The organism is Superficieibacter sp. 1612_C1 (assembly GCF_015234305.1).
Classification (GTDB): domain Bacteria; phylum Pseudomonadota; class Gammaproteobacteria; order Enterobacterales; family Enterobacteriaceae; genus Superficieibacter.
Genome location: NZ_JADGMI010000001.1, coordinates 863,974 through 885,928 on the forward strand (window position 1 = coordinate 863,974; position 21,955 = coordinate 885,928).

A 21,955-nucleotide genomic window follows, 5' to 3' on the forward strand; every position below is an offset into this window, starting at 1 on the left:
CGTTTTCAGCGGCTTGATGTCGAGTTGGCAGGCTTTTTAATCTAAGCTATCATTCAAATTTTTATAGCTAATTTTATATTTTTATCAATCTGTGTCAGCTTTTGTCAGTAAAATTCGCGTCACTAATACAATACTGCGCAAAGTAAGGCTGCTAAGTAAATAACGTATTCGCCAGGATGAAAACCCAGAAAATAAGCTGCGGCCACAAAGACCGCAACCGGATTAATGTTGAAAGCGGGCGAGGGAGAAAGGCGATAAATCAAATTCGCTGGATTCGCCTTTAGCAAACTGTACGGCAATTACACCCAGCGCCGGGGCAAATTTAAAGCCGTGGCCGCTAAGGCCGGTGATTAACAGCGTATTCAAATGACCGGGAAGAGTATCGATAATGAAATCCTCGTCCGGCGAATTATCATAGGTACAGGCTTCACCATGCAGGCATCCGCCGATGCCCGGCAGGATCTGTCGCAGGAACGAAAATGACTCAGCGCCGTCGCTTCCGATGGTGCCAAAAGGTTTACGTTCTTGTGGGGAATGAATGACCTGCCCACCGTTGTGTTTGCCTATTTTGAGGGCGTTATCCTCGGCCGGGAAACCGTAAAACTGATCGCCATCAGGCAGCTCGCCGGTGAACGCCGGGAAGTGATTTTTGCTGCTGTAGCGCCCGTCGGCCTGGTGCCAGGCGAAAATCTTACGTACCGGTTGCAGCGGCAGCGACGGCACCAGTTTCGTCACCCAGGTACCGGCGCTAATGAGCGCTTTACGGGCATGGTACTCGCCATCGGCAGTGGCAATCGTGACGCCGGCGTCATGATGATGAATAGCCGTCACCGGGCAGTTGAACAACTGCGCGCATCCCGCTTCGCGCGCCTGCTGCACCCAGGTTTTAATCGCCAGTTCGCTGCGCAGTACGCCTGAATTGGCCTCAAAAATGCCGATATAATTTTCCGGCACGCGAATTTCCGGCCAGCGCGTCATGATGGCGGTGGCATCAAGCTGCTCTGTCGCCAGTTGCCAGCGCTGAGCGCTGCTGGCGACGTTCGCCAGAAAAGGGGAATCTGCCGGACCCAGGTTAATGACCCCGGTGCGTTCGAATACCGCCTCGCCGCTTTCCGCGGCAAATGTCTCCCACAGCGCCTGCGCACGCAGCACCAGCGGGACGTATTTTTCACCTTCACCATAGGCATGACGCATAAGCCGCGTATCGCCGTGGTGACTGCCTTCCTTATGCGGAGGCAGATGGGCATCGGTCATAAGTACGTTCAGCCCGGCGCGTGAAGCATAATAGCCCGCCGCCGCCCCGACGGAGCCACTGCCAATAATTACCAGATCGTATTGCATCGCGCTCCCGTAGAATGAGATTAATTAACAACAGGTAGCATACGTTTTTTAAGATGTAGCGCAAATAAGAAAGGCACCCTGTGGGTGCCTTTTGAGTGAATGTACAGCATTAATCTGGGTGATATTAATGCCTGCGATACTCATTTTCCTGGTAGTCGCCGGATTCAATTTTAGCGATACCTGCTTCTAAAATAGAAATAAACTGACGTGCAACATCAGTTGTCAGCCATAGTGTCTGACCGATCTCTGCATCTTCGGTCTCGGGCTGATTGGGGGTCTGGTAATGTAAACGCAGCATCAGCGCATCGTAGCTGTCTACGGTGCTGATGTCCCATCCAACAAGGGGATGGGTCTGGATGACTTCATTATTTTTTTCCATCATGACCCCTTTGTAAGCGTGAAAAAACGATACCTGCTGGGTTCAATGCGTCTTTTTTTGAAGCAACTTAAGTATATCAATAAAAAGATAAAATGTTCCAATAAATATATTTGCGCTGGAATATTTTTTCATGGTGTGTCTTTTTTGAACGATTAAGCGCGGGATTGTTCTTTAATTTTTATTAAGTATTACGATCAATAAGAAAGTGACTAAAAAACCAGCAGGAAAAAGATGAAAAAAAGCCGGGGCGACCCGGCAAACATGCACAATGAGGGAGCAAAAATTAATCGGTAATGAACCAGTCGTCAGCGCTTTCCCAGGTCTCCTGGAGAATTTCACTGATGCGATCTTTGTCTTCTTTAAGCCCACCAAACACGGAGAGGTTATTGGCAGCAGCATAACGCACGCTGACGTTACCGTCACAGTCAGGAAAATGAGTGAGAACCCGCCGGGACAGTTCGCCCGCAAGAGCGTCCAGCGCACCGGGCGGTAAGGATGTGGTTCTGGCGATAGTGACTTCAATACGCATAATTGCCCCCTGTGTAATGCACTGTATATTTATACAGTTTAGCGCATTAACTTACAACAGGGGGCTTCAAATTATTTTACCAGCGTCCAGCGCACGGTTTCGCCCGCAAGGAACGGAATCAGCGTATCGTCAGCCAGGGCGATAGACTCGGCGACCTGGCTCTCCTGGCGAACCAGCTCAACAAACGTGTCGTTCACCGGCAATTGATAGAAGCGTGGACCGTTAAGCGAGCTGAACGCTTCCAGGTGCTTCAGCGCATTCATCTCCTCAAACACGGACGCATAACTGGCAAGCGCGGTAGGGGCATTGAAACAGCCCGCGCAGCCACAGCTGGCTTCTTTACGATGACGCGCATGCGGGGCGGAGTCAGTGCCGAGAAAAACGCGGTCAAAGCCGCTGGCGACCAGCTCACGTAGCGCCTGCTGGTGAACGTTGCGCTTGAGGATCGGCAGACAGTAAAGATGAGGCCGCACGCCGCCAACCAGCATATGATTACGGTTAAACATTAAATGCTGCGGGGTGATGGTCGCCGCCAGCCGCTCATTGCCTTCACGCACGTAATCCGCCGCGTCTTTGGTAGTGATATGCTCAAATACCACTTTCAGCCCCGGCAAGCGCTGGCGCAACGGTTCCATAACGGTCTCAATAAACCGCGCTTCACGATCAAAAATATCAATATCCGCGTGGGTGACCTCGCCATGCACCAGCAGCGGCATACCCAGCTTTTCCATGCGCTCCAGCACCGGCATAATGGCATCAATACTGGTCACGCCGTGGCTTGAGTTGGTGGTGGCATTGGCCGGATAAAGTTTGGCGGCGGTAAAGACACCCTCGTTAAAACCGCGCTCCAGTTCTGCCGGATCCAGCGAATCGGTCAGGTAACAGGTCATCAGTGGCGTAAAAGTATGTCCGGCAGGGACGGCATCCAGAATGCGCCGACGGTAGGCTATCGCGGCATCTACCGTCACGACAGGCGGTGCCAGATTGGGCATGACAATCGCACGGCCATAAATTTCGCTGGTATAAGGGACGACGGTTTTCAGCATTTCCCCATCACGCAGATGGAGATGCCAGTCGTCAGGGCGGCGGATTTTGAGTACTTGCGGTTGATCAGTCATTAGAGCGCTCCGGCGGGTATCAGGGCTGTTTCTTGCCGGGCACTAAGAATAGGCGGAAACGTTTTCGTTTGCACTCTTTTATTGTATTACGCAAGCCAGAGGGAGCACCTTGCAGGCTTGCGCGGGAGGCCAGCAAAACGATCAATCGGTGAAAGGAATGACGATTTCACCCGGCTTCACTTCAATGCCTTTAGCGTATTTTTTAGCCAGTGCTTCGCCTTTTCCACCGTCATCTTTCAGCATATAAGCCGGCTGATGGTTAAAGTAGTTGCGCAGTGACTGATTCAAATAAGGGAGCAGGGTTTGCACCACCGGCTGCATTTTGTCTGGCTTCACGTCAGCATCCACCACTTCCATTTCCTGCAAGTAGATCGCGCCCTGCTCTTTGTTAAAGGCGGGGAGCGCTTTCAGCTTCAGGGTAATCGTGGCTTTCTGGCTACCGAACAGGGAGTTCATATCCAGCAACGCATCGCCGCTCAGCGTCACTTTATCCGCCTCTTCACGGCCAATGGCGCTGGTGAGGTTGTTCAGGACAATATGTGCGTCAGCCACGCCCGGCAGGCCAATGTCTTTGGAGAAATTATTCCGTTTTTGTAGCGCCTGATTAATTTCCGACTCACTGACGGTGTACTGGGTAAGCTGGTTACATCCGACGATCAGGCCGCTGACGATCAGCGCGGCGGCAACAACAATCTTCTTCATGGGTTTCCTCTGCATCATGCCTGTCATCTATCCTGACACAGGCAGCATGTACTGTCAGCACAGAAATTAACAGAGGAAAAGGCTTAAAAGTACTGGCGGACGGACGTCCGTCCGCCAGATGGTTACGACGCGATAGAAGAGAGCAGATTGATTTGTGTCTGTTTCGCCATGTTGTCGCGATAATCAGCAACCCGGGTCGGCCAGTTAATCCCGGCGACGATGGTCAGATTACGCAACAGCGGAAACAGGTGAATGTCATCTTCCGAAAGCTCACCGTTCACCGCGTTGGGTTTCACAATGTGTTTATCCAGAATGCGCAGATCGTCGCTGATATTCTTAATAAGCCCGGCGGAATGGGCAAGGTGATCGGCAAAGCTGCCCAGCTGGGCCTCTTTTTTCTCCGTGAAATAACGACGTGCTTCCGGGGTGGAAAATTCATCAAACGGTGATTTCGCAAAACGCGGGATCAGCAAACGGTTAGCGTAGCCGTTCACTTTACGCAGCCACTCTTCAATAGCAGGGTTGCGATCGCCGGTCAGCAGCGGTTTTCGGTCAACGTTATCGACGTAATGCACGATGTCGAGGCTTTCCGGCAGGTAACGGCTGTCATCTTTTTGCAGGATAGGAGCCATCTTCTGACCGATCATTCTGACCGGCGTTGCCTCGTCGTCGCTGAGCAATGTGTTCAGCTCAACAGGGATATTTTTGAGGCCGAAGATCATTCGGGCTTTTACACAGTAAGGGCAGTGGTCGTAAATATAAAGCTTCACGTTTCTCCTCCAGGTATTACCGTCCAGACCTTCAGTATGGAAGAGAAACAGAGGCTAATCAAATCAGGTCCACGGCTCCAGCATACCCGGCGCGGCGCGTTTCTGGCTGAATTGCCACCACAGGGCCAGCAGCGTCATCAGGCCAATCATCGCCAGCATAAACCAGGGAAGCTCGGCCTGGCCGGAGGCTTTGCCGGCGTCAAACAGCCAGCCGCCGCCGGCGTAGCCCAGTGCGCCGCCAAAGGCTAATCCCAGACGGCTGAAGCCCATATAGCTACCGCGTGCGCGGGCATCCGCCAGCTCGGCACTCAGCGTTTCGCGCGCCGGTTCAGCGATAATCGAGCCAATGTAGAAGGTGCAGATCAGCGAGAAAAGCTGTTGCAGGCTGCCCACCAGCCCGATGGGCAGCATACTGAGCGTCATGATCAGCAGGCCTGCCATTAAGCGATGTTCAAGACGAAACCGTTTTTCGCTCCAGCGCGCCAGGGGGTAAAGCAGGCTAAGCGACAGCGTGGCTTCAATCGCATACATCCACTTAACCGCCGACGGGGTGCCGGCAATGTCGTTGACCATAATCGGTAGCATCAGCATCACCTGCACGGCCAGCATATAGTAACCGGTCAGGGTCAGAACATAGGTGACAAAACGCTTGTCACGCAGCACGCGAGCAAGCCCTTCACGCACCGGCACCTTCACCGTTGACAGCTTCCAGGCAGGAAGATACCAGGCATTAAACGCGGCGCAGGCAATAAACAGCACCGCGCCGACGCTGCACACCAGACTAAAGTTGTACTGTAAAAGCCAGCTGCCCAGCAGGGCACCAATCACCGCGCCTGCGCTGTCCTGCATCATGAGTAGTGAGAAAAAGCGACCACGCTGATGCGGTCGAACTAATTTCACCACCAGCGCCGAGCGCGGCGGGTCGAACAACGTGCCGCCAAGGCCCGAAAGCAGGCAGGAAAGCCACAGCATCCACGGCTCCTGCGCGATTGCCATGGTGGCAAAACCGGCGGCGCGCATCAGCATTCCGGTGACAATCATGGGTTTCGCGCCAAAGCGGTCGGCAATGGCTCCGCCAAAAATACCGAGACCCTGCTGGATAAGCTGGCGCAAACCGAGAGCAATACCGACCATCAATGCGGCCCAGCCCATTTGATCGACAAAGCGAATCGAAATCAGCGGAAAGACCACGAAAAAGCCGAGCACGACCAGCATGTTATCTATCAGCAGGAAATATTTACCCAGGCTCCGTGCCTGCGAGATACGGGACATTTCCCCTCCGGGAAACAAAAAGGCGAGTACCCGCCTATTTTGCGGCCCGTCCACCATTTTTCCCACCTTTTGCGCGACGATATTTTTTAATCAAACGGCCGCTTTGATTGATACCTTTTATCGAAAAAGGGACCTGGCGCAGAAAATGGTATGTTGTTGTTTTCACACCAGCCCTGTGGGCAGGTATAGTGAAGTGACCAGGGCAAGAAGTAAGTGAAGGAGTCTACATGTTTGGCTATCGCAGTAACGTGCCGAAAGTACGCCTGACCACGGACCGGCTGGTCGTGCGTCTGGTTCACGACCGTGATGCCTGGCGGCTGGCGGAGTATTACGCGCAGAATCGACAGTTTTTAAAACCCTGGGAGCCGGTGCGCGATGACAGCCACTGTTATCCCTCAGGCTGGCAGGCGCGGCTTGGCATGATTAACGAATTCCACAAACAGGGCACGGCGTTTTATTTTGCGCTGCTCGACCCGGAAGAAAAAGAGATTATCGGCGTAGCTAACTTTTCTAACGTGGTTCGCGGATCGTTCCACGCCTGCTATCTCGGCTACTCCATCGGCCAGAAATGGCAGGGGCAGGGGCTGATGTTCGAGGCGCTTACCGCCGCCATCCGCTATATGCAGCGGACCCAGCATATTCATCGCATCATGGCGAATTACATGCCGCATAATCAGCGCAGCGGCGGACTGCTGGCACGGCTGGGTTTTGAGAAAGAGGGTTACGCCAAAGACTATCTGTTAATTAACGGCGAGTGGCGCGATCATGTACTGACGGCACTGACTACCCCGCAATGGACCGCCGGTCGATAAGGAGAAAAAAATGAAATATACGTTAACCGTAACGGAAGCGCGCGTTATCGGTTGTCTGCTGGAAAAGCAGGTGACTACCCCTGAACAGTACCCGCTGTCCGTTAATGCGGTCGTTACCGCCTGCAATCAGAAAACCAACCGTGAGCCGGTGATGTCGCTGAGCGAACAGGAGGTTCAGGAGGTGCTGGATGCGCTGGTGAAACGCCACTATCTGCGCACCGTCAGTGGCTTTGGCAATCGGGTGACTAAGTACGAGCAGCGTTTTTGTAATTCTGAATTTGGCGATCTGAAATTGTCTCCGGCGGAGGTTGCGCTGATCGCCACGTTGCTGTTACGCGGCGCGCAGACGCCGGGAGAATTGCGCAGTCGCGCCCAGCGCATGCACGAATTCAGCGATATGAACGAAGTAGAAAATGCGCTGGAAAAACTGGCCAGCCGGGAAGATGGCCCTTTTGTCGTGCGGCTGGCACGGGAGCCGGGACGGCGCGAAAGCCGTTTTATGCATCTGTTTAGCGGGGAGGTCGACATCGCCACGGCAGCGCCTGACGCTGCCCCTGCGGCGTCTGACGATCTCTACGCCCGTGTCGACGCGCTGGAAGGCGAAGTCGCTGAACTTAAACAGCGGCTTGAATCGCTGCTGGCGCATTTGGGAGAGTAAACGTGACCAATAAATTACGCATTGGTGTGGTCGGGCTGGGCGGGATCGCCCAGAAAGCCTGGCTGCCGGTATTAAGCGCGGCGACGGACTGGACGCTACAGGCGGCCTGGTCGCCGACGAAAGAGAAAGCGCAGCGGATCTGTGAGAGTTATCGTCTGCCCTGTGCGGATTCACTCCCGCAACTGGCAGCCCAGTGTGACGCCGTATTTGTCCACACCTCCACCGCATCGCATTATGCGGTGGTCAGTGAGCTGCTCAACGCAGGCGTTCACGTCTGCGTGGATAAGCCTCTGGCGGAAAACCTGGAAGATGCTGAGCGGCTCATCGCCCTGGCTGAGCGTAAGCATCTGACATTGATGGTCGGTTTCAACCGGCGTTTCTCGCCGCTCTACCGAGAGCTGAAAGACAACATGGGCGCGGCGTTCTCGCTGCGGATGGACAAACACCGCAGCAACAGCGTCGGCCCGCACGATTTACGCTTTACGCTGCTGGACGATTATCTGCACGTGGTGGATACCGCACTGTGGCTGGCGGGCGGTGAAGGTGCGCTTAAAAGCGGAACCCTGCAAACCACGGAACAGGGCGAAATGCTGTATGCCGAGCACCATTTCAACCACCGTCAACTGCAAATCACCACCAGTATGCATCGCCGCGCGGGTAGCCAGCGCGAAGCGGTACAGGCGGTGACCGACGGCGCGCTGATCGATATCACCGATATGCGCGAATGGCAGGAAGAGCGGGGGGCAGGCATCGTTACCCGGGCTATTCCCGGCTGGCAGACGACTCTGGAACAGCGCGGCTTCGTCGACTGCGCGCGCCATTTTATCGAGTGCGTGCAAAATCAGACCGTTCCGCAAACGGCGGGCGAACAGGCCATTCTGGCTCAGTCCATCATTGAAAAATTGTGGCGCGAGCGGGCACAGGGATAACCCGCTGTAACATCTGGCAGTAGTAATTCACGGCAATCCAGGTAGACTAATCGCCTTTTCCAGCGCCTGCACGCAGGCGTTCTGCTCTGTGTTGTGGAAAACACATTAATGAACCTATTAAAATCGCTGGCTGCCGTCAGCTCTATGACCATGTTCTCTCGGGTGCTGGGATTTGCACGCGATGCAATCGTGGCGCGCGTTTTTGGTGCGGGTATGGCAACGGACGCCTTTTTTGTCGCCTTTAAATTGCCCAACCTGTTGCGGCGTATTTTTGCCGAAGGGGCATTCTCTCAGGCGTTTGTGCCGATCCTCGCGGAATATAAAAGCAAGCAGGGTGAAGAGGCTACGCGAGTTTTCGTGGCCTATGTTTCGGGAATGCTGACGCTGGCGCTGGCGATTGTCACCGTTGCCGGGATGCTGGCCGCGCCGTGGGTGATCACCATTACCGCACCAGGCTTTGCGGATACTGCCGATAAATTCCTGCTCACCACCCAACTGCTAAAAATTACCTTCCCCTACATTTTACTGATTTCGCTGGCCTCGCTGGCAGGGGCGATCCTTAATACCTGGAACCGTTTCTCGGTACCGGCATTTGCGCCGACGTTTCTGAACGTCAGCATGATCGGTTTTGCGCTGTTTGCCGCACCGTACTTCCATCCGCCGATCCTGGCGCTGGCGTGGGCGGTGACGGTCGGCGGCGTGTTGCAGCTGTTTTATCAACTGCCGCACCTGAAGAAGATCGGTATGCTGGTGTTGCCGCGTCTCAATTTTAAAGATGCTGGCTCAATGCGGGTGTTAAAGCAGATGGGACCGGCGATCCTCGGCGTGTCGGTCAGCCAGATCTCGCTTATCATCAATACCATTTTCGCCTCCTTCCTGGTCTCCGGCTCGGTCTCCTGGATGTATTATGCTGACCGCCTGATGGAATTTCCCTCCGGCGTGCTGGGAGTGGCGCTGGGGACTATCCTGCTGCCGTCGCTGTCTAAAAGCTTCGCCAGCGGCAACCACGATGAGTACAACCGCCTGATGGACTGGGGGCTGCGTCTGTGCTTCCTGCTGGCGCTGCCGAGCGCGGTGGCGCTGGGGATCCTGGCCAAGCCGCTGACCGTCTCGCTGTTCCAGTACGGTAAGTTCACCGCGTTTGATGCCGCCATGACCCAGCGCGCGCTGGTGGCCTACTCGGTGGGCTTAATGGGGCTGATCGTGGTGAAGGTACTGGCTCCGGGTTTTTACTCGCGTCAGGACATCAAAACGCCGGTCAAAATCGCTATTGTGACGCTGATCATGACCCAGGTAATGAACCTGGCGTTTATCGGTCCGCTGAAACACGCCGGGCTGTCGCTCTCAATTGGTCTTGCCGCCTGCCTTAATGCCAGTTTGTTGTACTGGCAGTTGCGTAAGAAAAAAATCTTTACTCCGCAACCGGGCTGGGGCAGTTTTCTGCTGCGCCTGATTGTTGCGGTTGTGATTATGGCGGCAGTGCTGCTGGGCGTGATGCATCTGATGCCGGAGTGGTCGCAGGGCGAGATGCCAGTGCGCATCCTGCGTCTGATGGGCGTGGTGGCGGCGGGCGTCGTCGCTTACTTTGCGACGCTTGCGGTACTGGGCTTTAAAGTGAAGGAGTTTGCGCGCCGGACGGCGTAAGTGAGATTTGGGGAGTGGCCTCGCTGGCCGCTCCCAATACCATTAAATAGAGATTTTTTTGCCGCCGCGACTGGCGGATGACGCCTGACCATCGGCCCCATACAGGCCAGGTTCCTGGTGCGGCTTAAGCACCGCAAGCGCCTGCTGGTTACGCACGATCTGCCCTTCAAGCAGCCAGCCGTTATGCTGGTTCAACTCGCGCAGTTGCAGCGTTTTTTCGGTAATACTCTGCCAGCGGTCGGCCACATCATCATTAGCGCTACGCTGCGCGTCCTGCTCATGCCGACGCTGGCTTTCAAGGTAATCGAGCGTCGCCAGCAGCGAACTTTTTTGCTCAGTAATACGCTGTAATGCGCTGCCGTTGACGCTGCCAACGGAAAGCTGCTGCTGCTCGGCATCCATAATGCCTTTAAGGGCATTAAGGGTAACGGTCATTTGGTCCAGTATTTCTGGCAGACGACTCATACGGTTATTTACTCTGCCAGTCACTCTGTGCTTCACGGATCAACGCGTCGGCGATTTTGCCGGTATCCATCTTCAGTTCGCCGTTACGAATAGCCGTTTTCAGCGCTTCGACGCGTTCAACGTTGATGTCATCTTTGCCCGCCTGCGTCAGTTTGGCCTGCGCATCACTCAGCGTGACGCTGGTGCTGTTAGCGGTAGTGGATTTCTCCGCGCGTGCTTTCGGCGTAGTGAGATCGCTGGTTTCGCGAGGCTGAACGGTGCTCACTGGCTTCAGGGACGATGTACGATCAATGCTCATTCTGTTGTCCTCATCGAGGTTATGGTGCTGCTGCCATCTATATCAATTGTTAGCTAATTATCGGCAACGGTCGTTATTTCTTTAAAAAGATTATAGGTTAATCAGAACATTCCCATCCGCGTTCACCGTGCCGCTAATTACCTGGCCTGAGGACATCCGCACCCGGGCATTCTGGGCAATGGCGGCATTGTTGAGCGCCTGACCTTCACTATTAATACTAAAACCCTCTCCGCTGGCAATGACCTGCACGCGCTGTCCGGCTTTGACCCGCCACGACTGGCGCAGCATAAATTGCTGTACGGGCTGGCCAGCCGCCAGATCGCGTAATGCCACCGCGTCCTGCACCTGGTTCATCTCCAGCAGCGTACGCGGCGGTAACTGATCGAGACGTCCGCGTTTTAGCGTCACGCTGGCGGGAGAGAGCGTACTCCCCCGGGACAACGGCGCGGCGGCTACCACATAATTTCCGGTCGCCTGAACCTGCACCTGAATATAACGCTTCTCGCCGCCGCACTGGGCCAGCACGTTCACGTTGCCCCACAGTTTGCCGTTGCCCTGGACGCTCAGCGCAGGCTGCTCACAGTGTGGCAGCAGGTTGCTCGCCGTTTTGACCTTCACCACGACTTCATCGCTGAATCCCGTCAGACGATGAGCAAAAAATGCCGACAGTTGGGCATTAAGATCCTGCGCCTGTGCCAGAGGGCACAGAACGAGCAGGGCAGCAGTGAGGGTGCCTTTCAGGGCGGACATCGCGAACTCCAGCCGGTTAAGGAATGGAAGGATTTTACCCGTTGTCGCTTTCTATCAACGCAACAAATAGCGACGCATTATGCGTTTATTCCGTCGATAACGCGCGCGTAAGGAGAATTAAGCTACTGGCTGAAATTTTGCCATCAGCGGAGGAGATATGCTCGATAGACTCGACGCCGCGTTACGCTTCCAGCAGGAAGCGCTGAACTTACGGGCGCAGCGTCAGGAAGTCCTGGCGGCCAACATTGCCAATGCGGATACCCCAGGGTATCAGGCGCGTGACCTGGATTTTGCCAGTGAACTGAACAAAGTGATGGAGCGTGGACGCCCTGAAGCCTCCGGAATGCAGCTGGCGGTAACGTCGGCGCGTCATATCCCTGCCCAGACGCTATCTGCCCCTTCTGTTGACCTGATGTACCGTATACCCGATCAGCCTTCGCTGGATGGCAACACTGTCGATATGGATCGGGAGCGGACGCAGTTTGCTGATAACAGCCTGCAATATCAGACCGGGCTGACGGTATTAAGCGGACAAATTAAAAGCATGATGAGCGTGCTTCAGGGGAATTAATTCATGGCGTTACTGAATATTTTCGACATCGCTGGTTCCGCGCTTACCGCGCAGTCGCAGCGGCTTAACGTGGCGGCCAGTAACCTGGCAAACGCCGACAGCGTAACCGGGCCGGACGGCGAACCTTACCGTGCAAAGCAGGTGGTTTTTCAGGTAGATGCGGCGGCGGGAGCGGCTACCGGCGGCGTCAAAGTTGCCAGCGTGATTGAAAGCGAGGCCGCTGACAAACTGGTGTATGAGCCAGGGAATCCGCTGGCTAACGCCCAGGGCTACGTGCGAATGCCTAACGTAGATGTAGTGGGCGAGATGGTGAACACCATGTCCGCTTCGCGCAGCTACCAGGCCAACGTCGAAGTGCTCAATACCGTTAAAAGCATGATGCTAAAAACCCTGACGCTCGGACAATAACAATAAAGGAAACGCCCATGTCTATCGCTGTAAACGTAAACGATCCAACCAATACTGGCGTCAGTACAACCAGTACCAGCACCAGTACGGTGACGGGTAATAGCTCCGCCGACCTGCAAAGCAGCTTTTTAACGCTGCTGGTGGCGCAGTTAAAAAATCAGGACCCGACCAACCCGATGGAAAATAACGAGCTGACCACCCAGCTGGCGCAAATCAGTACCGTCAGCGGCATTGAAAAGCTCAATACCACCCTCGGCTCGATTTCCGGACAGATTGATAATAATCAGTCTTTACAGGCCACAACGCTGATCGATCATGGCGTGATGATCCCCGGCACCACCGTGCTCTCCGGTAATAGCACCACCACCCCATTTGGCGTGGAACTTCAGCAGGCAGCGGATACCGTCACCGCCACCATTACCGATAAGAGCGGCAAAGTGGTGCGGACTATTGATATCGGTGCGCTAACCGCTGGGGTGCATACCTTTAGCTGGGACGGCACCTCAACTGACGGCACTGCGGCACCGGAAGGCTCTTATAACGTCAGCATCGCCGCCAGTAACGGCGCGACGCAGCTGGTGGCCCAACCGCTGCAATTTGCACTGGTGCAGGGCGTGACCCGTGGCGATAGCGGTAGCCTGCTGGATCTGGGTACCTACGGCACCACCACACTCGACGAAGTTCGGCAGATTATTTAAGCCTCTTTACTTATCAGGAGTAAGTTATGGCCTTTTCTCAAGCGGTTAGCGGCCTGAATGCTGCGGCCTCCAACCTCGATGTCATTGGCAACAACATCGCCAACTCCGCCACCTATGGCTTTAAGTCGAGCACGGCGTCGTTTGCCGATATGTTCGCCGGTTCTAAAGTCGGTCTGGGCGTAAAAGTGGCGGGCATCACTCAGGATTTTAACGACGGCACTACGACCAACACTGGCCGTGGGCTGGACGTGGCTATCAGCCAGAACGGGTTTTTCCGTATGGTCGATACCAACGGTTCGGTTTACTACAGCCGTAACGGCCAGTTCAAACTGGATGAAAACCGTAATCTGGTAAACATGCAGGGGCTTCAGTTGACCGGCTATCCGGCAACCGGCACGCCGCCTACCGTACAGCAGGGGGCAAACCCGACCGGCATTTCTATCCCTAACACCCTGATGTCGGCCAAAACTACCACCAGCGCTGCGATTCAGATCAACCTGAACTCCTCGGATGCGGTACCGGCGAAGACCACGTTTAGCGCCAGCGATGCCGACACCTACAATAAAAAAGCGGCGATCACCGTCTTTGATACCCAGGGTAACGCCCACGACGTCAACGTGTATTACGTTAAGACAGCGGAAAACAAATGGGATGTCTGGACTCAGGATTCCAGCGTGGCTGATGCGGCGGTCGTGAAAGCTGCGCAGATGAACTTTGACAGTAATGGTCAACTGGAAGGCGTATACAACTACGCTGCCAACGGCACCCTGAGCGAGAACGCCAATCCACAGCCGCAGATCGACGTCACTACCGGCGCGATGAACGGGGCAACCCCGGCGACCTTCGCCCTCAGCTTCTTTAATTCCATGCAGCAGAACACCGGCGCGAACAACGTCGTTGCCAGCTCGCAGAACGGCTACAAGCCGGGCGATCTGGTGAGCTATCAGATTAACGACGACGGCACGGTGGTGGGTAACTACTCCAACGAACAGTCGCAGGTACTGGGACAGATCGTACTGGCTAACTTTGCCAATAACGAAGGTCTGGAGTCTCAGGGCGATAACATCTGGGCCGCGACTCAGGCCTCCGGCGTGGCGCTGCTGGGCACCGCCAACAGCGGTAACTTCGGTTCGCTGACCAACGGCGCGCTGGAAGCCTCCAACGTCGATCTGAGTAAAGAACTGGTGAACATGATTGTCGCCCAGCGTAACTATCAGTCCAACGCGCAGACCATCAAAACCCAGGATCAGATCCTCAACACGCTGGTTAACCTGCGCTAAGCGCCTGACGGGATAGCTTAATGGATCACGCAATATATACCGCGATGGGCGCGGCCAGCCAGACCATGAATCAGCAGGCGGTCACGGCCAGCAACCTCGCTAACGCGTCCACGCCGGGCTTTCGCGCCCAGCTAAATGCCCTGCGCGCGGTGCCGGTTACCGGGTTGTCTCTTGATACCCGTACGCTGGTGACTGAATCCACGCCGGGAGCGGATATGACGCCCGGTCAGATGGACTACACCTCGCGTCCGCTGGACGTGGCGGTGCAGGAAGAGGGCTGGCTGACGGTGCAAACCGCCGATGGCGGCGAAGGATATACCCGCAACGGTAACATCCAGGTCAGCCCGACCGGCCAGTTGACCATTCAGGGTCACCCGGTGATTGGCGAAGCGGGTCCGATTGTGGTGCCGGAAGGGGCAGAAATTACCATTGCCGCCGACGGTACGCTTTCCGCCCTGAATCCTGGCGATCCGGCCAACACCATCGCGCCAGTGGGAAAATTAAAGCTAGTGAAAGCCGACGGCAACGAAGTGCAGCGTGGCGATGATGGCATGTTCCGTCTGACGCAACAGGCACAGGAAACGCGCGGTGCCACGCTTCAGGCCGATGCCGGTATCCGCGTCATGTCCGGCGTGCTGGAAGGCAGTAACGTGAAACCGGTGGCGGCGATGACCGATATGATCGCCAGCGCGCGACGTTTTGAAATGCAGATGAAGGTTATCAGCAGCGTGGATGAGAACGCGCAGCGGGCTAACCAGTTGCTGTCAATGACCTAATAGCAGGATACCTATGAACAGTTCTTTATGGATCGCCAAAACTGGCCTCGACGCGCAGCAGACCAATATGGATGTCATCGCCAACAACCTGGCGAACGTCAGCACCAACGGCTTTAAGCGTCAGCGTGCGGTTTTCGAAGATTTGCTGTACCAGACCATTCGCCAGCCGGGTGCTCAGTCTTCTGAGCAAACGACGCTGCCGTCCGGTTTACAGATCGGTACCGGCGTGCGTCCGGTCGCCACCGAACGTCTGCATAGCCAGGGTAACCTGTCGCAGACCGACAACAGTAAAGACGTCGCTATTAAAGGCCAGGGCTTCTTCCAGGTGATGCTGCCGGATGGTACCTCGGCTTATACCCGCGACGGCTCGTTTCAGGTCGATCAGAACGGTCAACTGGTGACAGCGGGCGGATTTCAGGTTCAGCCTGCGATCACGATTCCGGCCAATACCCTGAGCATTACCATCGGGCGTGACGGCGTGGTGAGCGTCACCCAGCAGGGACAGGCCGCCCCGGTACAGGTGGGGCAGCTTAATCTGACCACCTTCATGAACGACAGCGGCCTGGAAAGCCTCGGCGAGAATCTGTATGCCGAAACGCAATCCTCCGGCACGCCGAATGAAAGTACGCCGGGTCTGAACGGCGCGGGGCTGTTGTACCAGGGCTATGTTGAGACCTCGAACGTCAACGTGGCGGAAGAGCTGGTCAGCATGATCCAGGTTCAGCGCGCCTATGAAATCAACAGTAAGGCCGTGTCGACGACCGACCAGATGCTGCAAAAACTGACGCAACTCTAAGAGGCGGCCGGTGTGACGTTGTCACATCGGCGCTCTGATTTTAAAGATGAAGGCAATGCAAAAATACGCGGCGTACCGTTATTCACTTCTGGCTGTGCTGGCAATGTCCGTTACCGGCTGTGCCCTGATCCCGTCAACGCCGCTGGTGCAGGGCGCAACGTCGGCACAACCCGTTCCCGGACCGTTGCCGGTGGCCAACGGCTCCATTTTTCAGTCGGCGCAGCCGGTGAATTATGGCTATCAGCCGCTTTTCGAAGATCGTCGCCCGCGTAACGTCGGCGATACGCTGACTATCGTGCTCCAGGAAAACGTCAGCGCCAGCAAAAGCTCGTCGGCGAACGCCAGCCGCGATGGCAAAACCAATTTTGGCTTTGATACTACGCCGCGTTACCTGCAAGGGCTGTTTGGTAATGCCCGTGCGGATGTTGATACCTCCGGCGGCAATACCTTCAACGGCAAAGGCGGAGCCAATGCCAGCAATACCTTTAGCGGTACGCTGACGGTGACGGTGGATCAGGTGCTGGTCAACGGCAACTTACATGTAGTGGGTGAAAAACAGATCGCCATTAACCAGGGCACTGAGTTCATTCGCTTCTCCGGGGTGGTTAATCCGCGCACCATCAGCGGCAGCAATACCGTCGCCTCAACGCAGGTGGCGGATGCGCGTATCGAATATGTCGGCAACGGCTATATCAATGAAGCGCAGAATATGGGCTGGCTCCAGCGTTTCTTCCTTAATTTATCGCCGATGTAAGCGAGGTGGTTATGTTTAAATCCCTGATGGGTATTGCCCTGATCCTGCTGGCAGGCGTGACGCAGGCCGAACGTATTCGCGACCTGACCAGCGTGCAGGGCGTGCGGGATAACTCGCTGATCGGCTACGGGCTGGTAGTGGGGCTTGACGGTACGGGCGACCAGACAACGCAAACCCCGTTTACCACCCAAAGCCTGAACAACATGCTCTCGCAGATGGGCATTACCGTGCCAGCGGGCACCAACATGCAGCTGAAAAACGTGGCGGCGGTGATGGTGACGGCGAAATACCCGCCGTTTGGCCGTCAGGGGCAGGCGATTGATATTGTCGTCTCCTCAATGGGTAACGCCAAAAGCCTGCGCGGCGGTACGCTGCTGATGACCCCGATGAAAGGGGTCGATAACCAGGTTTACGCGCTGGCGCAGGGCAATATTCTGGTCGGCGGGGCGGGTGCGTCCGCTGGCGGTAGCAGCGTGCAGGTTAACCAGCTCAACGGTGGACGTATCACCGGCGGTGCGGTGATCGAGCGCGAAATTCCCACCCAGTTCGGCTCCGGCAATACCATTAACCTTCAGCTCAATGAAGAAGACTTCACTCTGGCGCAGCAGGTGGCGGATACCATTAACCGCAACGGCGGCTATGGTGCCACCGCGCTGGACGCGCGAACCGTGCAGGTTCGGGTCCCGGCAAGCAATAGCTCACAGGTGCGTGCGCTGGCCGACATTCAAAATATGAACGTCAACGTGACGCCGCAGGATGCCAAAGTGATCATCAACTCCCGTACCGGATCGGTGGTTATGAACCGTGAAGTGACGCTGGATAGCTGCGCCGTCGCGCAGGGGAATCTCTCGGTCACGGTTAACCGTCAGGCCAATGTCAGCCAGCCGGATACGCCGTTTGGCGGCGGTCAGACGGTGGTCACCCCGCAAACGCAAATCGATCTGCGCCAGAGCGGCGGCTCGCTGCAAAGCGTCAACGCCAGCGCCAACCTGAATAGCGTGGTGCGCGGACTCAACGCGCTGGGCGCAACGCCGATGGAGCTGATGTCAATTTTACAGTCGATGCAAAGCGCCGGTTGCCTGCGGGCCAAAGTGGAAATCATCTGATGTTAAGCGATAGCAAACTGCTGTCCAGCGCCGCATGGGATGCACAATCGCTGAACGAACTGAAAAACAAAACCGGTCAGGATCCGCAGGCGAACCTGAAGCCGGTGGCGCGTCAGGTCGAAGGGATGTTTGTCCAGATGATGCTGAAAAGTATGCGTGAGGCATTGCCGAAGGATGGGCTGTTCGGCAGCGATCAAACGCGGCTTTACACCAGCATGTACGACCAGCAAATTGCCCAGCAGATGACCGCCGGCAAAGGACTGGGGCTGGCCGAGATGATGGTCAAACAAATGGTGGCGGGTCAATCCCAGCCGTCAGAGCAAACCGCGCAGACGCCGATGCGCTTCGACCTCGAAACGGTGACCAGTTATCAGAATCAGACGCTGACGCAGATGGTGCGTAAAGCGCTACCGAAAGTACCGGAAACCACCGACACGGCGCTCTCCGGCGACAGTAAAGATTTTCTGGCACAGCTCTCGCTTCCGGCGCGGCTGGCAAGCGAGCAGAGCGGCATTCCTCATCATCTGATTCTGGCGCAGGCGGCGCTGGAATCCGGCTGGGGACAGCGGCAGATCAAACGTGAAAACGGCGAGCCCAGTTTTAACCTGTTTGGCGTGAAGGCGACTTCCAGCTGGAAAGGGCCGGTGACCGAAATCACCACCACCGAATTTGAAAATGGCGAAGCCAAAAAGGTCAAAGCCAAATTCCGCGTCTATAGCTCGTATCTGGAAGCGCTTTCTGACTATGTCGGGCTGCTGACCCGCAATCCGCGCTATGCGGCAGTGACTACCGCTTCCAGCGCAGAGCAGGGCGCGCAGGCATTGCAGAATGCCGGTTATGCCACCGACCCGGCCTATGCCCGTAAGTTGACCGGGATGATCCAACAAATGAAGGCCATGACTGACAAAGTCAGCAAGGCTTACGGTAACGCTCTCGAAAATCTGTTCTGAAACGTCTCAAGTTCAACGGAGTCCTGCCGATAACTGTTAGCGGGACTCATGTCTGAAAGTGTAAAAGGAACCTCCATGTCCAGTTTGATTAACAGCGCCATGAGCGGGCTTAGCGCAGCGCAGACCGCGCTCAATACCGTCAGTAATAACATTTCCAGCTATAACGTTGCGGGCTATACCCGTCAGACGACGGTATTTGCCCAGGCGAACAGCACTCTGGGGGCGGGCGGCTGGATCGGTAACGGGGCGACTGTCACCGGTGTTCAACGCGAATATGATGCCTTCATTACCAACCAGCTGCGTTCTGCGCAAAACCAGAGCGCCGGGCTGACCACGCGTTATGAGCAGATGTCAAAAATCGATGACATGCTCTCCAGCAGTACCAATACACTTTCAACGACGCTGCAAGATTTCTTCTCCTCGATGCAGACCCTGGTCAGTAACGCGGAAGATCCCTCTGCGCGTCAGGCCGTTATCGGCAAGGCCGACGGGCTGGTGAATCAGTTTAAAGTGACCGATCAGTATCTGCGTGACCAGGATAAGCAGGTCAATATTGCGGTCGGCTCCAGCGTCGAGCAGATCAACAACTACAGTAAGCAGATCGCCAATCTTAACGATCAGATTTCGCGCCTGACCGGCGTTGGCGCGGGCGCATCGCCTAATGATTTGCTGGATCAGCGCGACCAACTGGTGTCCGAGCTGAATAAAGTGGTCGGCGTCGAAGTGAGCGTGCAGGACAGCGGCACCTATAACGTGACGATGGCGAACGGCTATACGCTGGTGCAGGGTTCCACGGCGCGTCAGCTGGCGGCCGTACCGTCCAGCGCCGATCCGTCGCGCACCACGGTGGCGTATGTTGACCCGACCGCCGGTAAAATTGAAATTCCCGAGAAGCTGCTGACCAGCGGTTCGCTCGGCGGCATGCTGACGTTCCGCTCGCAGGATCTGGATCAGACGCGCAATACGCTTAACCAGATGGCGCTGACATTTGCGGATGCCTTTAATCAGCAGCATGCTCAGGGTATTGATGCTAACGGCGATGCGGGCGGTGATTTCTTTAACATCGGTAAACCGGCGGTGGTCAGTAACAGCCGTAATACCGGTACCGCAGCGCTTAGCGCAACGATTAGCGACAGCACCAGCGTGCAGGCTACCGACTATAAAGTGACCTATGACGGCAGCAACTGGCAGGTGACGCGTCTTGCTGATAATACGACGTTCACCCCGACGCTGGATAAAAGCGATAACTCGCTCAGCTTTGATGGCCTGAAAGTGACCGTCAGCGGTACAGCCGCAAAAGATGACAGCTTTACGGTGAAGCCGGTGAGCGACGCCATCGTTAATATGAGCACCGCGATCAAAGATCCGGCCAAAATCGCTATGGGCCTGGACGATAGTGAAAGCGGTGAAAGCGATAACCGTAACGGCCAGGCGCTGCTGGATTTACAGAGTGCGAAAAAGGTCGGCGGTAGCAAAACTTTTAACGATGCGTATGCCACCCTGGTGAGCGACATCGGTAACAAGACCTCAACGCTTAAGACCAGCAGCACTACCCAGACGAACGTCGTCACGCAGTTGAGCAATCAGCAGCAATCGATTTCCGGGGTTAACCTCGATGAAGAGTATGGCAACCTGCAACGTTACCAGCAGTATTATCTGGCGAACGCGCAGGTGATGCAGACCGCCTCGACGCTATTCGACGCGCTTCTCAATATGCGCTAAGGGACCTGAACAATGCGTGTTAGCACCCAAATGATGTACGAGCAAAATATGCGCGGCATCTCCAGCTCGCAGACCGAGTGGCTGAAGTATGGTGAGCAGATCTCCACCGGTAAACGGGTAACCAAACCGTCAGACGATCCGATTGCCGCCTCGCAGGCGGTGGTGGTTTCTCAGGCGCAGGCGCAAAATAGCCAGTATGGTCTGGCGCGTACCTTCGCGACTCAGCGTGTTTCGCTGGAAGAAAGCACGCTCGATCAGGTGACCAAAGCGATCCAGAGCGCGCAGGAAAAAATCGTCAATGCCGGAAACGGCACGTTAAGCGATGACGACCGCGCCTCGCTGGCAACGGACTTGCAGGGGATCCGCGATCAGATCATGAACCTGGCCAACTCCACTGACGGTAACGGGCGTTATATCTTTGCTGGCTATAACACCGATAAAGCGCCGTTCTCACAGGAGGATGGCACCTACTCAGGCGGTAACACCAGCGTTACTCAGCAGGTGGATGCCGCGCGTTCGATGGTCATCGGCCATACTGGCACGCAGGTATTCGCCAGTCTGACCAGTAACGCCGTTGCTGAGCCGGACGGGTCCGCCTCCGAGAAAAACATTTTCTCCATGCTGGACAGCGCCATCGCGGCCCTGAAAGTACCGGTAGCGGATGATGAAGAGGCGCAGGCCCAGTCACAGGCGGCGATTGATAAGACTAACCGTGGCCTGAAAAACTCGCTTAACAACGTCCTCAGCGTGCGTGCAGAACTCGGTACTCAGCTTAATGAACTGGATGCGCTGGATGCACTGGGCGACGATCGTAGCGTATCCCAGGCGCAGCAGATGAGCGATCTGGTTGACGTGGACTGGAACTCGGCCATCTCGTCTTACATGATGCAGCAGGCAGCGCTCCAGGCGTCGTATAAAACCTTCAGCGATATGCAGGGGATGTCCCTGTTCCAGCTAAATAAATAATCGCCATTTCGCTCCGGTTCGCCGGAGCGTTTTTTTACGTGCGATATGCCTGGCAGTGATGATGCGGCGGTTCGCCATCACCCTATCGTCAGCGCGATAATCCCCATCACCGTTGTTGCCCCTCGTCCAGCCCGTCAGATGATAAACGTTATACCGTGAAATTATGCCTGGCGGCGCTACGCTTGCACAGGCCTGGATTTTGCTGCGTTCTACGTGCAAATTGTAGGCCCGGTAAGCGAATGCGCCACCGGGCAAAGGTGT

Annotated in this window: 25 protein-coding genes; 15 read left to right on the forward strand and 10 right to left on the reverse strand. The window is 55.7% G+C overall.

Annotated elements, in window-relative coordinates; all coding sequences use genetic code 11:
- Positions 1-222: 222 nt before the first annotated feature.
- From solA to mdtH, 7 genes are all read right to left on the reverse strand, one after another.
- Positions 223-1,341, reverse strand: a complete 1,119-nt coding sequence (gene solA / locus INT84_RS04070; RefSeq protein WP_194205727.1) for an N-methyl-L-tryptophan oxidase — start codon at positions 1,339-1,341, stop codon at positions 223-225.
- 124 nt (positions 1,342-1,465) lie between these two features.
- A complete protein-coding gene (gene bssS / locus INT84_RS04075) occupies positions 1,466-1,720 on the reverse strand; it encodes a biofilm formation regulator BssS (protein ID WP_194206110.1) in 255 nt (84 codons plus the stop codon).
- A gap of 283 nt (positions 1,721-2,003) precedes the next feature.
- Positions 2,004-2,249, reverse strand: a complete 246-nt coding sequence (dinI, locus tag INT84_RS04080; protein ID WP_176917812.1) for a DNA damage-inducible protein I — start codon at positions 2,247-2,249, stop codon at positions 2,004-2,006.
- A gap of 71 nt (positions 2,250-2,320) precedes the next feature.
- Positions 2,321-3,367, reverse strand: a complete 1,047-nt coding sequence (pyrC, locus tag INT84_RS04085) for a dihydroorotase (protein WP_194205728.1) — start codon at positions 3,365-3,367, stop codon at positions 2,321-2,323.
- A 141-nt stretch (positions 3,368-3,508) separates the two neighbouring features.
- The gene (locus INT84_RS04090; protein WP_194205729.1) at positions 3,509-4,069 is read right to left on the reverse strand and encodes a lipoprotein; all 561 of its coding nucleotides are present in this window, start codon (positions 4,067-4,069) and stop codon (positions 3,509-3,511) included.
- A 122-nt stretch (positions 4,070-4,191) separates the two neighbouring features.
- Complete coding sequence (gene grxB / locus INT84_RS04095; RefSeq protein WP_194205730.1) at positions 4,192-4,839, reverse strand: glutaredoxin 2; 648 nt, start codon at positions 4,837-4,839, stop codon at positions 4,192-4,194.
- A gap of 63 nt (positions 4,840-4,902) precedes the next feature.
- Positions 4,903-6,111, reverse strand: a complete 1,209-nt coding sequence (gene mdtH / locus INT84_RS04100) for a multidrug efflux MFS transporter MdtH (protein ID WP_194205731.1) — start codon at positions 6,109-6,111, stop codon at positions 4,903-4,905.
- A gap of 227 nt (positions 6,112-6,338) precedes the next feature.
- Between mdtH and rimJ the strand changes: the two genes are divergently transcribed.
- The 4 genes from rimJ (at position 6,339) to murJ (ending at position 10,154) form a co-directional block, all read left to right on the forward strand.
- Complete coding sequence (rimJ, locus tag INT84_RS04105; RefSeq protein WP_194205732.1) at positions 6,339-6,923, forward strand: ribosomal protein S5-alanine N-acetyltransferase; 585 nt, start codon at positions 6,339-6,341, stop codon at positions 6,921-6,923.
- Positions 6,924-6,933: 10 nt separating this feature from the next.
- Positions 6,934-7,581, forward strand: a complete 648-nt coding sequence (locus tag INT84_RS04110) for a YceH family protein (RefSeq protein WP_194205733.1) — start codon at positions 6,934-6,936, stop codon at positions 7,579-7,581.
- Positions 7,582-7,583: 2 nt separating this feature from the next.
- A complete protein-coding gene (locus INT84_RS04115; RefSeq protein WP_194205734.1) occupies positions 7,584-8,510 on the forward strand; it encodes a Gfo/Idh/MocA family protein in 927 nt (308 codons plus the stop codon).
- 108 nt (positions 8,511-8,618) lie between these two features.
- Complete coding sequence (gene murJ / locus INT84_RS04120) at positions 8,619-10,154, forward strand: murein biosynthesis integral membrane protein MurJ (RefSeq protein ID WP_194205735.1); 1,536 nt, start codon at positions 8,619-8,621, stop codon at positions 10,152-10,154.
- A 42-nt stretch (positions 10,155-10,196) separates the two neighbouring features.
- Here the strand turns inward: murJ and flgN are convergent, their stop codons facing one another.
- The 3 genes from flgN to flgA all read right to left on the reverse strand — a co-directional run bounded on the left by flgN (position 10,197) and on the right by flgA (position 11,667).
- Positions 10,197-10,619 carry a flagella biosynthesis chaperone FlgN gene (gene flgN / locus INT84_RS04125; RefSeq protein ID WP_176917803.1) on the reverse strand — a complete coding sequence of 141 codons (423 nt, stop codon included), beginning with the start codon at positions 10,617-10,619 and terminating at the stop codon, positions 10,197-10,199.
- Between the two features lie 4 nt (positions 10,620-10,623).
- The gene (flgM, locus tag INT84_RS04130; protein WP_194205736.1) at positions 10,624-10,917 is read right to left on the reverse strand and encodes a flagellar biosynthesis anti-sigma factor FlgM; all 294 of its coding nucleotides are present in this window, start codon (positions 10,915-10,917) and stop codon (positions 10,624-10,626) included.
- Positions 10,918-11,007: 90 nt separating this feature from the next.
- Positions 11,008-11,667 carry a flagellar basal body P-ring formation chaperone FlgA gene (flgA, locus tag INT84_RS04135; protein ID WP_194205737.1) on the reverse strand — a complete coding sequence of 220 codons (660 nt, stop codon included), beginning with the start codon at positions 11,665-11,667 and terminating at the stop codon, positions 11,008-11,010.
- 157 nt (positions 11,668-11,824) lie between these two features.
- Between flgA and flgB the strand changes: the two genes are divergently transcribed.
- The 11 genes from flgB to flgL all read left to right on the forward strand — a co-directional run bounded on the left by flgB (position 11,825) and on the right by flgL (position 21,694).
- A complete protein-coding gene (gene flgB, locus INT84_RS04140) occupies positions 11,825-12,238 on the forward strand; it encodes a flagellar basal body rod protein FlgB (RefSeq protein WP_176917800.1) in 414 nt (137 codons plus the stop codon).
- Between the two features lie 3 nt (positions 12,239-12,241).
- Positions 12,242-12,646, forward strand: coding sequence for a flagellar basal body rod protein FlgC (flgC, locus tag INT84_RS04145; protein ID WP_176917799.1), 405 nt, complete (start codon positions 12,242-12,244; stop codon positions 12,644-12,646).
- A gap of 17 nt (positions 12,647-12,663) precedes the next feature.
- Complete coding sequence (flgD, locus tag INT84_RS04150) at positions 12,664-13,344, forward strand: flagellar hook assembly protein FlgD (protein ID WP_194205738.1); 681 nt, start codon at positions 12,664-12,666, stop codon at positions 13,342-13,344.
- A gap of 26 nt (positions 13,345-13,370) precedes the next feature.
- Entirely contained in the window at positions 13,371-14,624 is a 1,254-nt protein-coding gene (gene flgE / locus INT84_RS04155) for a flagellar hook protein FlgE (protein WP_194205739.1), read from the forward strand.
- Between the two features lie 20 nt (positions 14,625-14,644).
- On the forward strand, positions 14,645-15,400 hold the full coding sequence (locus INT84_RS04160; RefSeq protein ID WP_194205740.1) for a flagellar basal body rod protein FlgF: 756 nt from the start codon (positions 14,645-14,647) through the stop codon (positions 15,398-15,400).
- 13 nt (positions 15,401-15,413) lie between these two features.
- Entirely contained in the window at positions 15,414-16,196 is a 783-nt protein-coding gene (gene flgG, locus INT84_RS04165) for a flagellar basal-body rod protein FlgG (RefSeq protein ID WP_176917795.1), read from the forward strand.
- 55 nt (positions 16,197-16,251) lie between these two features.
- A complete protein-coding gene (locus INT84_RS04170) occupies positions 16,252-16,950 on the forward strand; it encodes a flagellar basal body L-ring protein FlgH (RefSeq protein ID WP_176917794.1) in 699 nt (232 codons plus the stop codon).
- Between the two features lie 11 nt (positions 16,951-16,961).
- On the forward strand, positions 16,962-18,056 hold the full coding sequence (locus tag INT84_RS04175) for a flagellar basal body P-ring protein FlgI (protein ID WP_176917793.1): 1,095 nt from the start codon (positions 16,962-16,964) through the stop codon (positions 18,054-18,056).
- The gene (flgJ, locus tag INT84_RS04180) at positions 18,056-19,006 is read left to right on the forward strand and encodes a flagellar assembly peptidoglycan hydrolase FlgJ (protein ID WP_194205741.1); all 951 of its coding nucleotides are present in this window, start codon (positions 18,056-18,058) and stop codon (positions 19,004-19,006) included. The genes INT84_RS04175 and flgJ overlap by 1 nt, the downstream gene beginning before the upstream one ends.
- Before the next feature lie 75 nt (positions 19,007-19,081).
- Positions 19,082-20,728, forward strand: coding sequence for a flagellar hook-associated protein FlgK (flgK, locus tag INT84_RS04185; protein WP_194205742.1), 1,647 nt, complete (start codon positions 19,082-19,084; stop codon positions 20,726-20,728).
- A 12-nt stretch (positions 20,729-20,740) separates the two neighbouring features.
- Positions 20,741-21,694 carry a flagellar hook-associated protein FlgL gene (flgL, locus tag INT84_RS04190; protein ID WP_194205743.1) on the forward strand — a complete coding sequence of 318 codons (954 nt, stop codon included), beginning with the start codon at positions 20,741-20,743 and terminating at the stop codon, positions 21,692-21,694.
- The last annotated feature ends 261 nt before the right edge of the window (positions 21,695-21,955 follow it).

Excerpts from the sequence above, each read along its gene's own strand:
- solA (WP_194205727.1), bottom strand. The coding sequence starts at position 1,341 with ATGCAATACGATCTGGTAATTATTGGCAGTGGCTCCGTCGGGGCGGCG.
- bssS (WP_194206110.1), bottom strand. The coding sequence starts at position 1,720 with ATGGAAAAAAATAATGAAGTCATCCAGACCCATCCCCTTGTTGGATGG.
- dinI (WP_176917812.1), bottom strand. The coding sequence starts at position 2,249 with ATGCGTATTGAAGTCACTATCGCCAGAACCACATCCTTACCGCCCGGT.
- pyrC (WP_194205728.1), bottom strand. The coding sequence starts at position 3,367 with ATGACTGATCAACCGCAAGTACTCAAAATCCGCCGCCCTGACGACTGG.
- INT84_RS04090 (WP_194205729.1), bottom strand. The coding sequence starts at position 4,069 with ATGAAGAAGATTGTTGTTGCCGCCGCGCTGATCGTCAGCGGCCTGATC.
- mdtH (WP_194205731.1), bottom strand. The coding sequence starts at position 6,111 with ATGTCCCGTATCTCGCAGGCACGGAGCCTGGGTAAATATTTCCTGCTG.
- rimJ (WP_194205732.1), top strand. The coding sequence starts at position 6,339 with ATGTTTGGCTATCGCAGTAACGTGCCGAAAGTACGCCTGACCACGGAC.
- INT84_RS04110 (WP_194205733.1), top strand. The coding sequence starts at position 6,934 with ATGAAATATACGTTAACCGTAACGGAAGCGCGCGTTATCGGTTGTCTG.
- murJ (WP_194205735.1), top strand. The coding sequence starts at position 8,619 with ATGAACCTATTAAAATCGCTGGCTGCCGTCAGCTCTATGACCATGTTC.
- flgN (WP_176917803.1), bottom strand. The coding sequence starts at position 10,619 with ATGAGTCGTCTGCCAGAAATACTGGACCAAATGACCGTTACCCTTAAT.
- flgM (WP_194205736.1), bottom strand. The coding sequence starts at position 10,917 with ATGAGCATTGATCGTACATCGTCCCTGAAGCCAGTGAGCACCGTTCAG.
- flgA (WP_194205737.1), bottom strand. The coding sequence starts at position 11,667 with ATGTCCGCCCTGAAAGGCACCCTCACTGCTGCCCTGCTCGTTCTGTGC.
- flgB (WP_176917800.1), top strand. The coding sequence starts at position 11,825 with ATGCTCGATAGACTCGACGCCGCGTTACGCTTCCAGCAGGAAGCGCTG.
- flgC (WP_176917799.1), top strand. The coding sequence starts at position 12,242 with ATGGCGTTACTGAATATTTTCGACATCGCTGGTTCCGCGCTTACCGCG.
- flgD (WP_194205738.1), top strand. The coding sequence starts at position 12,664 with ATGTCTATCGCTGTAAACGTAAACGATCCAACCAATACTGGCGTCAGT.
- flgE (WP_194205739.1), top strand. The coding sequence starts at position 13,371 with ATGGCCTTTTCTCAAGCGGTTAGCGGCCTGAATGCTGCGGCCTCCAAC.
- INT84_RS04160 (WP_194205740.1), top strand. The coding sequence starts at position 14,645 with ATGGATCACGCAATATATACCGCGATGGGCGCGGCCAGCCAGACCATG.
- flgG (WP_176917795.1), top strand. The coding sequence starts at position 15,414 with ATGAACAGTTCTTTATGGATCGCCAAAACTGGCCTCGACGCGCAGCAG.
- INT84_RS04170 (WP_176917794.1), top strand. The coding sequence starts at position 16,252 with ATGCAAAAATACGCGGCGTACCGTTATTCACTTCTGGCTGTGCTGGCA.
- INT84_RS04175 (WP_176917793.1), top strand. The coding sequence starts at position 16,962 with ATGTTTAAATCCCTGATGGGTATTGCCCTGATCCTGCTGGCAGGCGTG.
- flgJ (WP_194205741.1), top strand. The coding sequence starts at position 18,056 with ATGTTAAGCGATAGCAAACTGCTGTCCAGCGCCGCATGGGATGCACAA.
- flgK (WP_194205742.1), top strand. The coding sequence starts at position 19,082 with ATGTCCAGTTTGATTAACAGCGCCATGAGCGGGCTTAGCGCAGCGCAG.
- flgL (WP_194205743.1), top strand. The coding sequence starts at position 20,741 with ATGCGTGTTAGCACCCAAATGATGTACGAGCAAAATATGCGCGGCATC.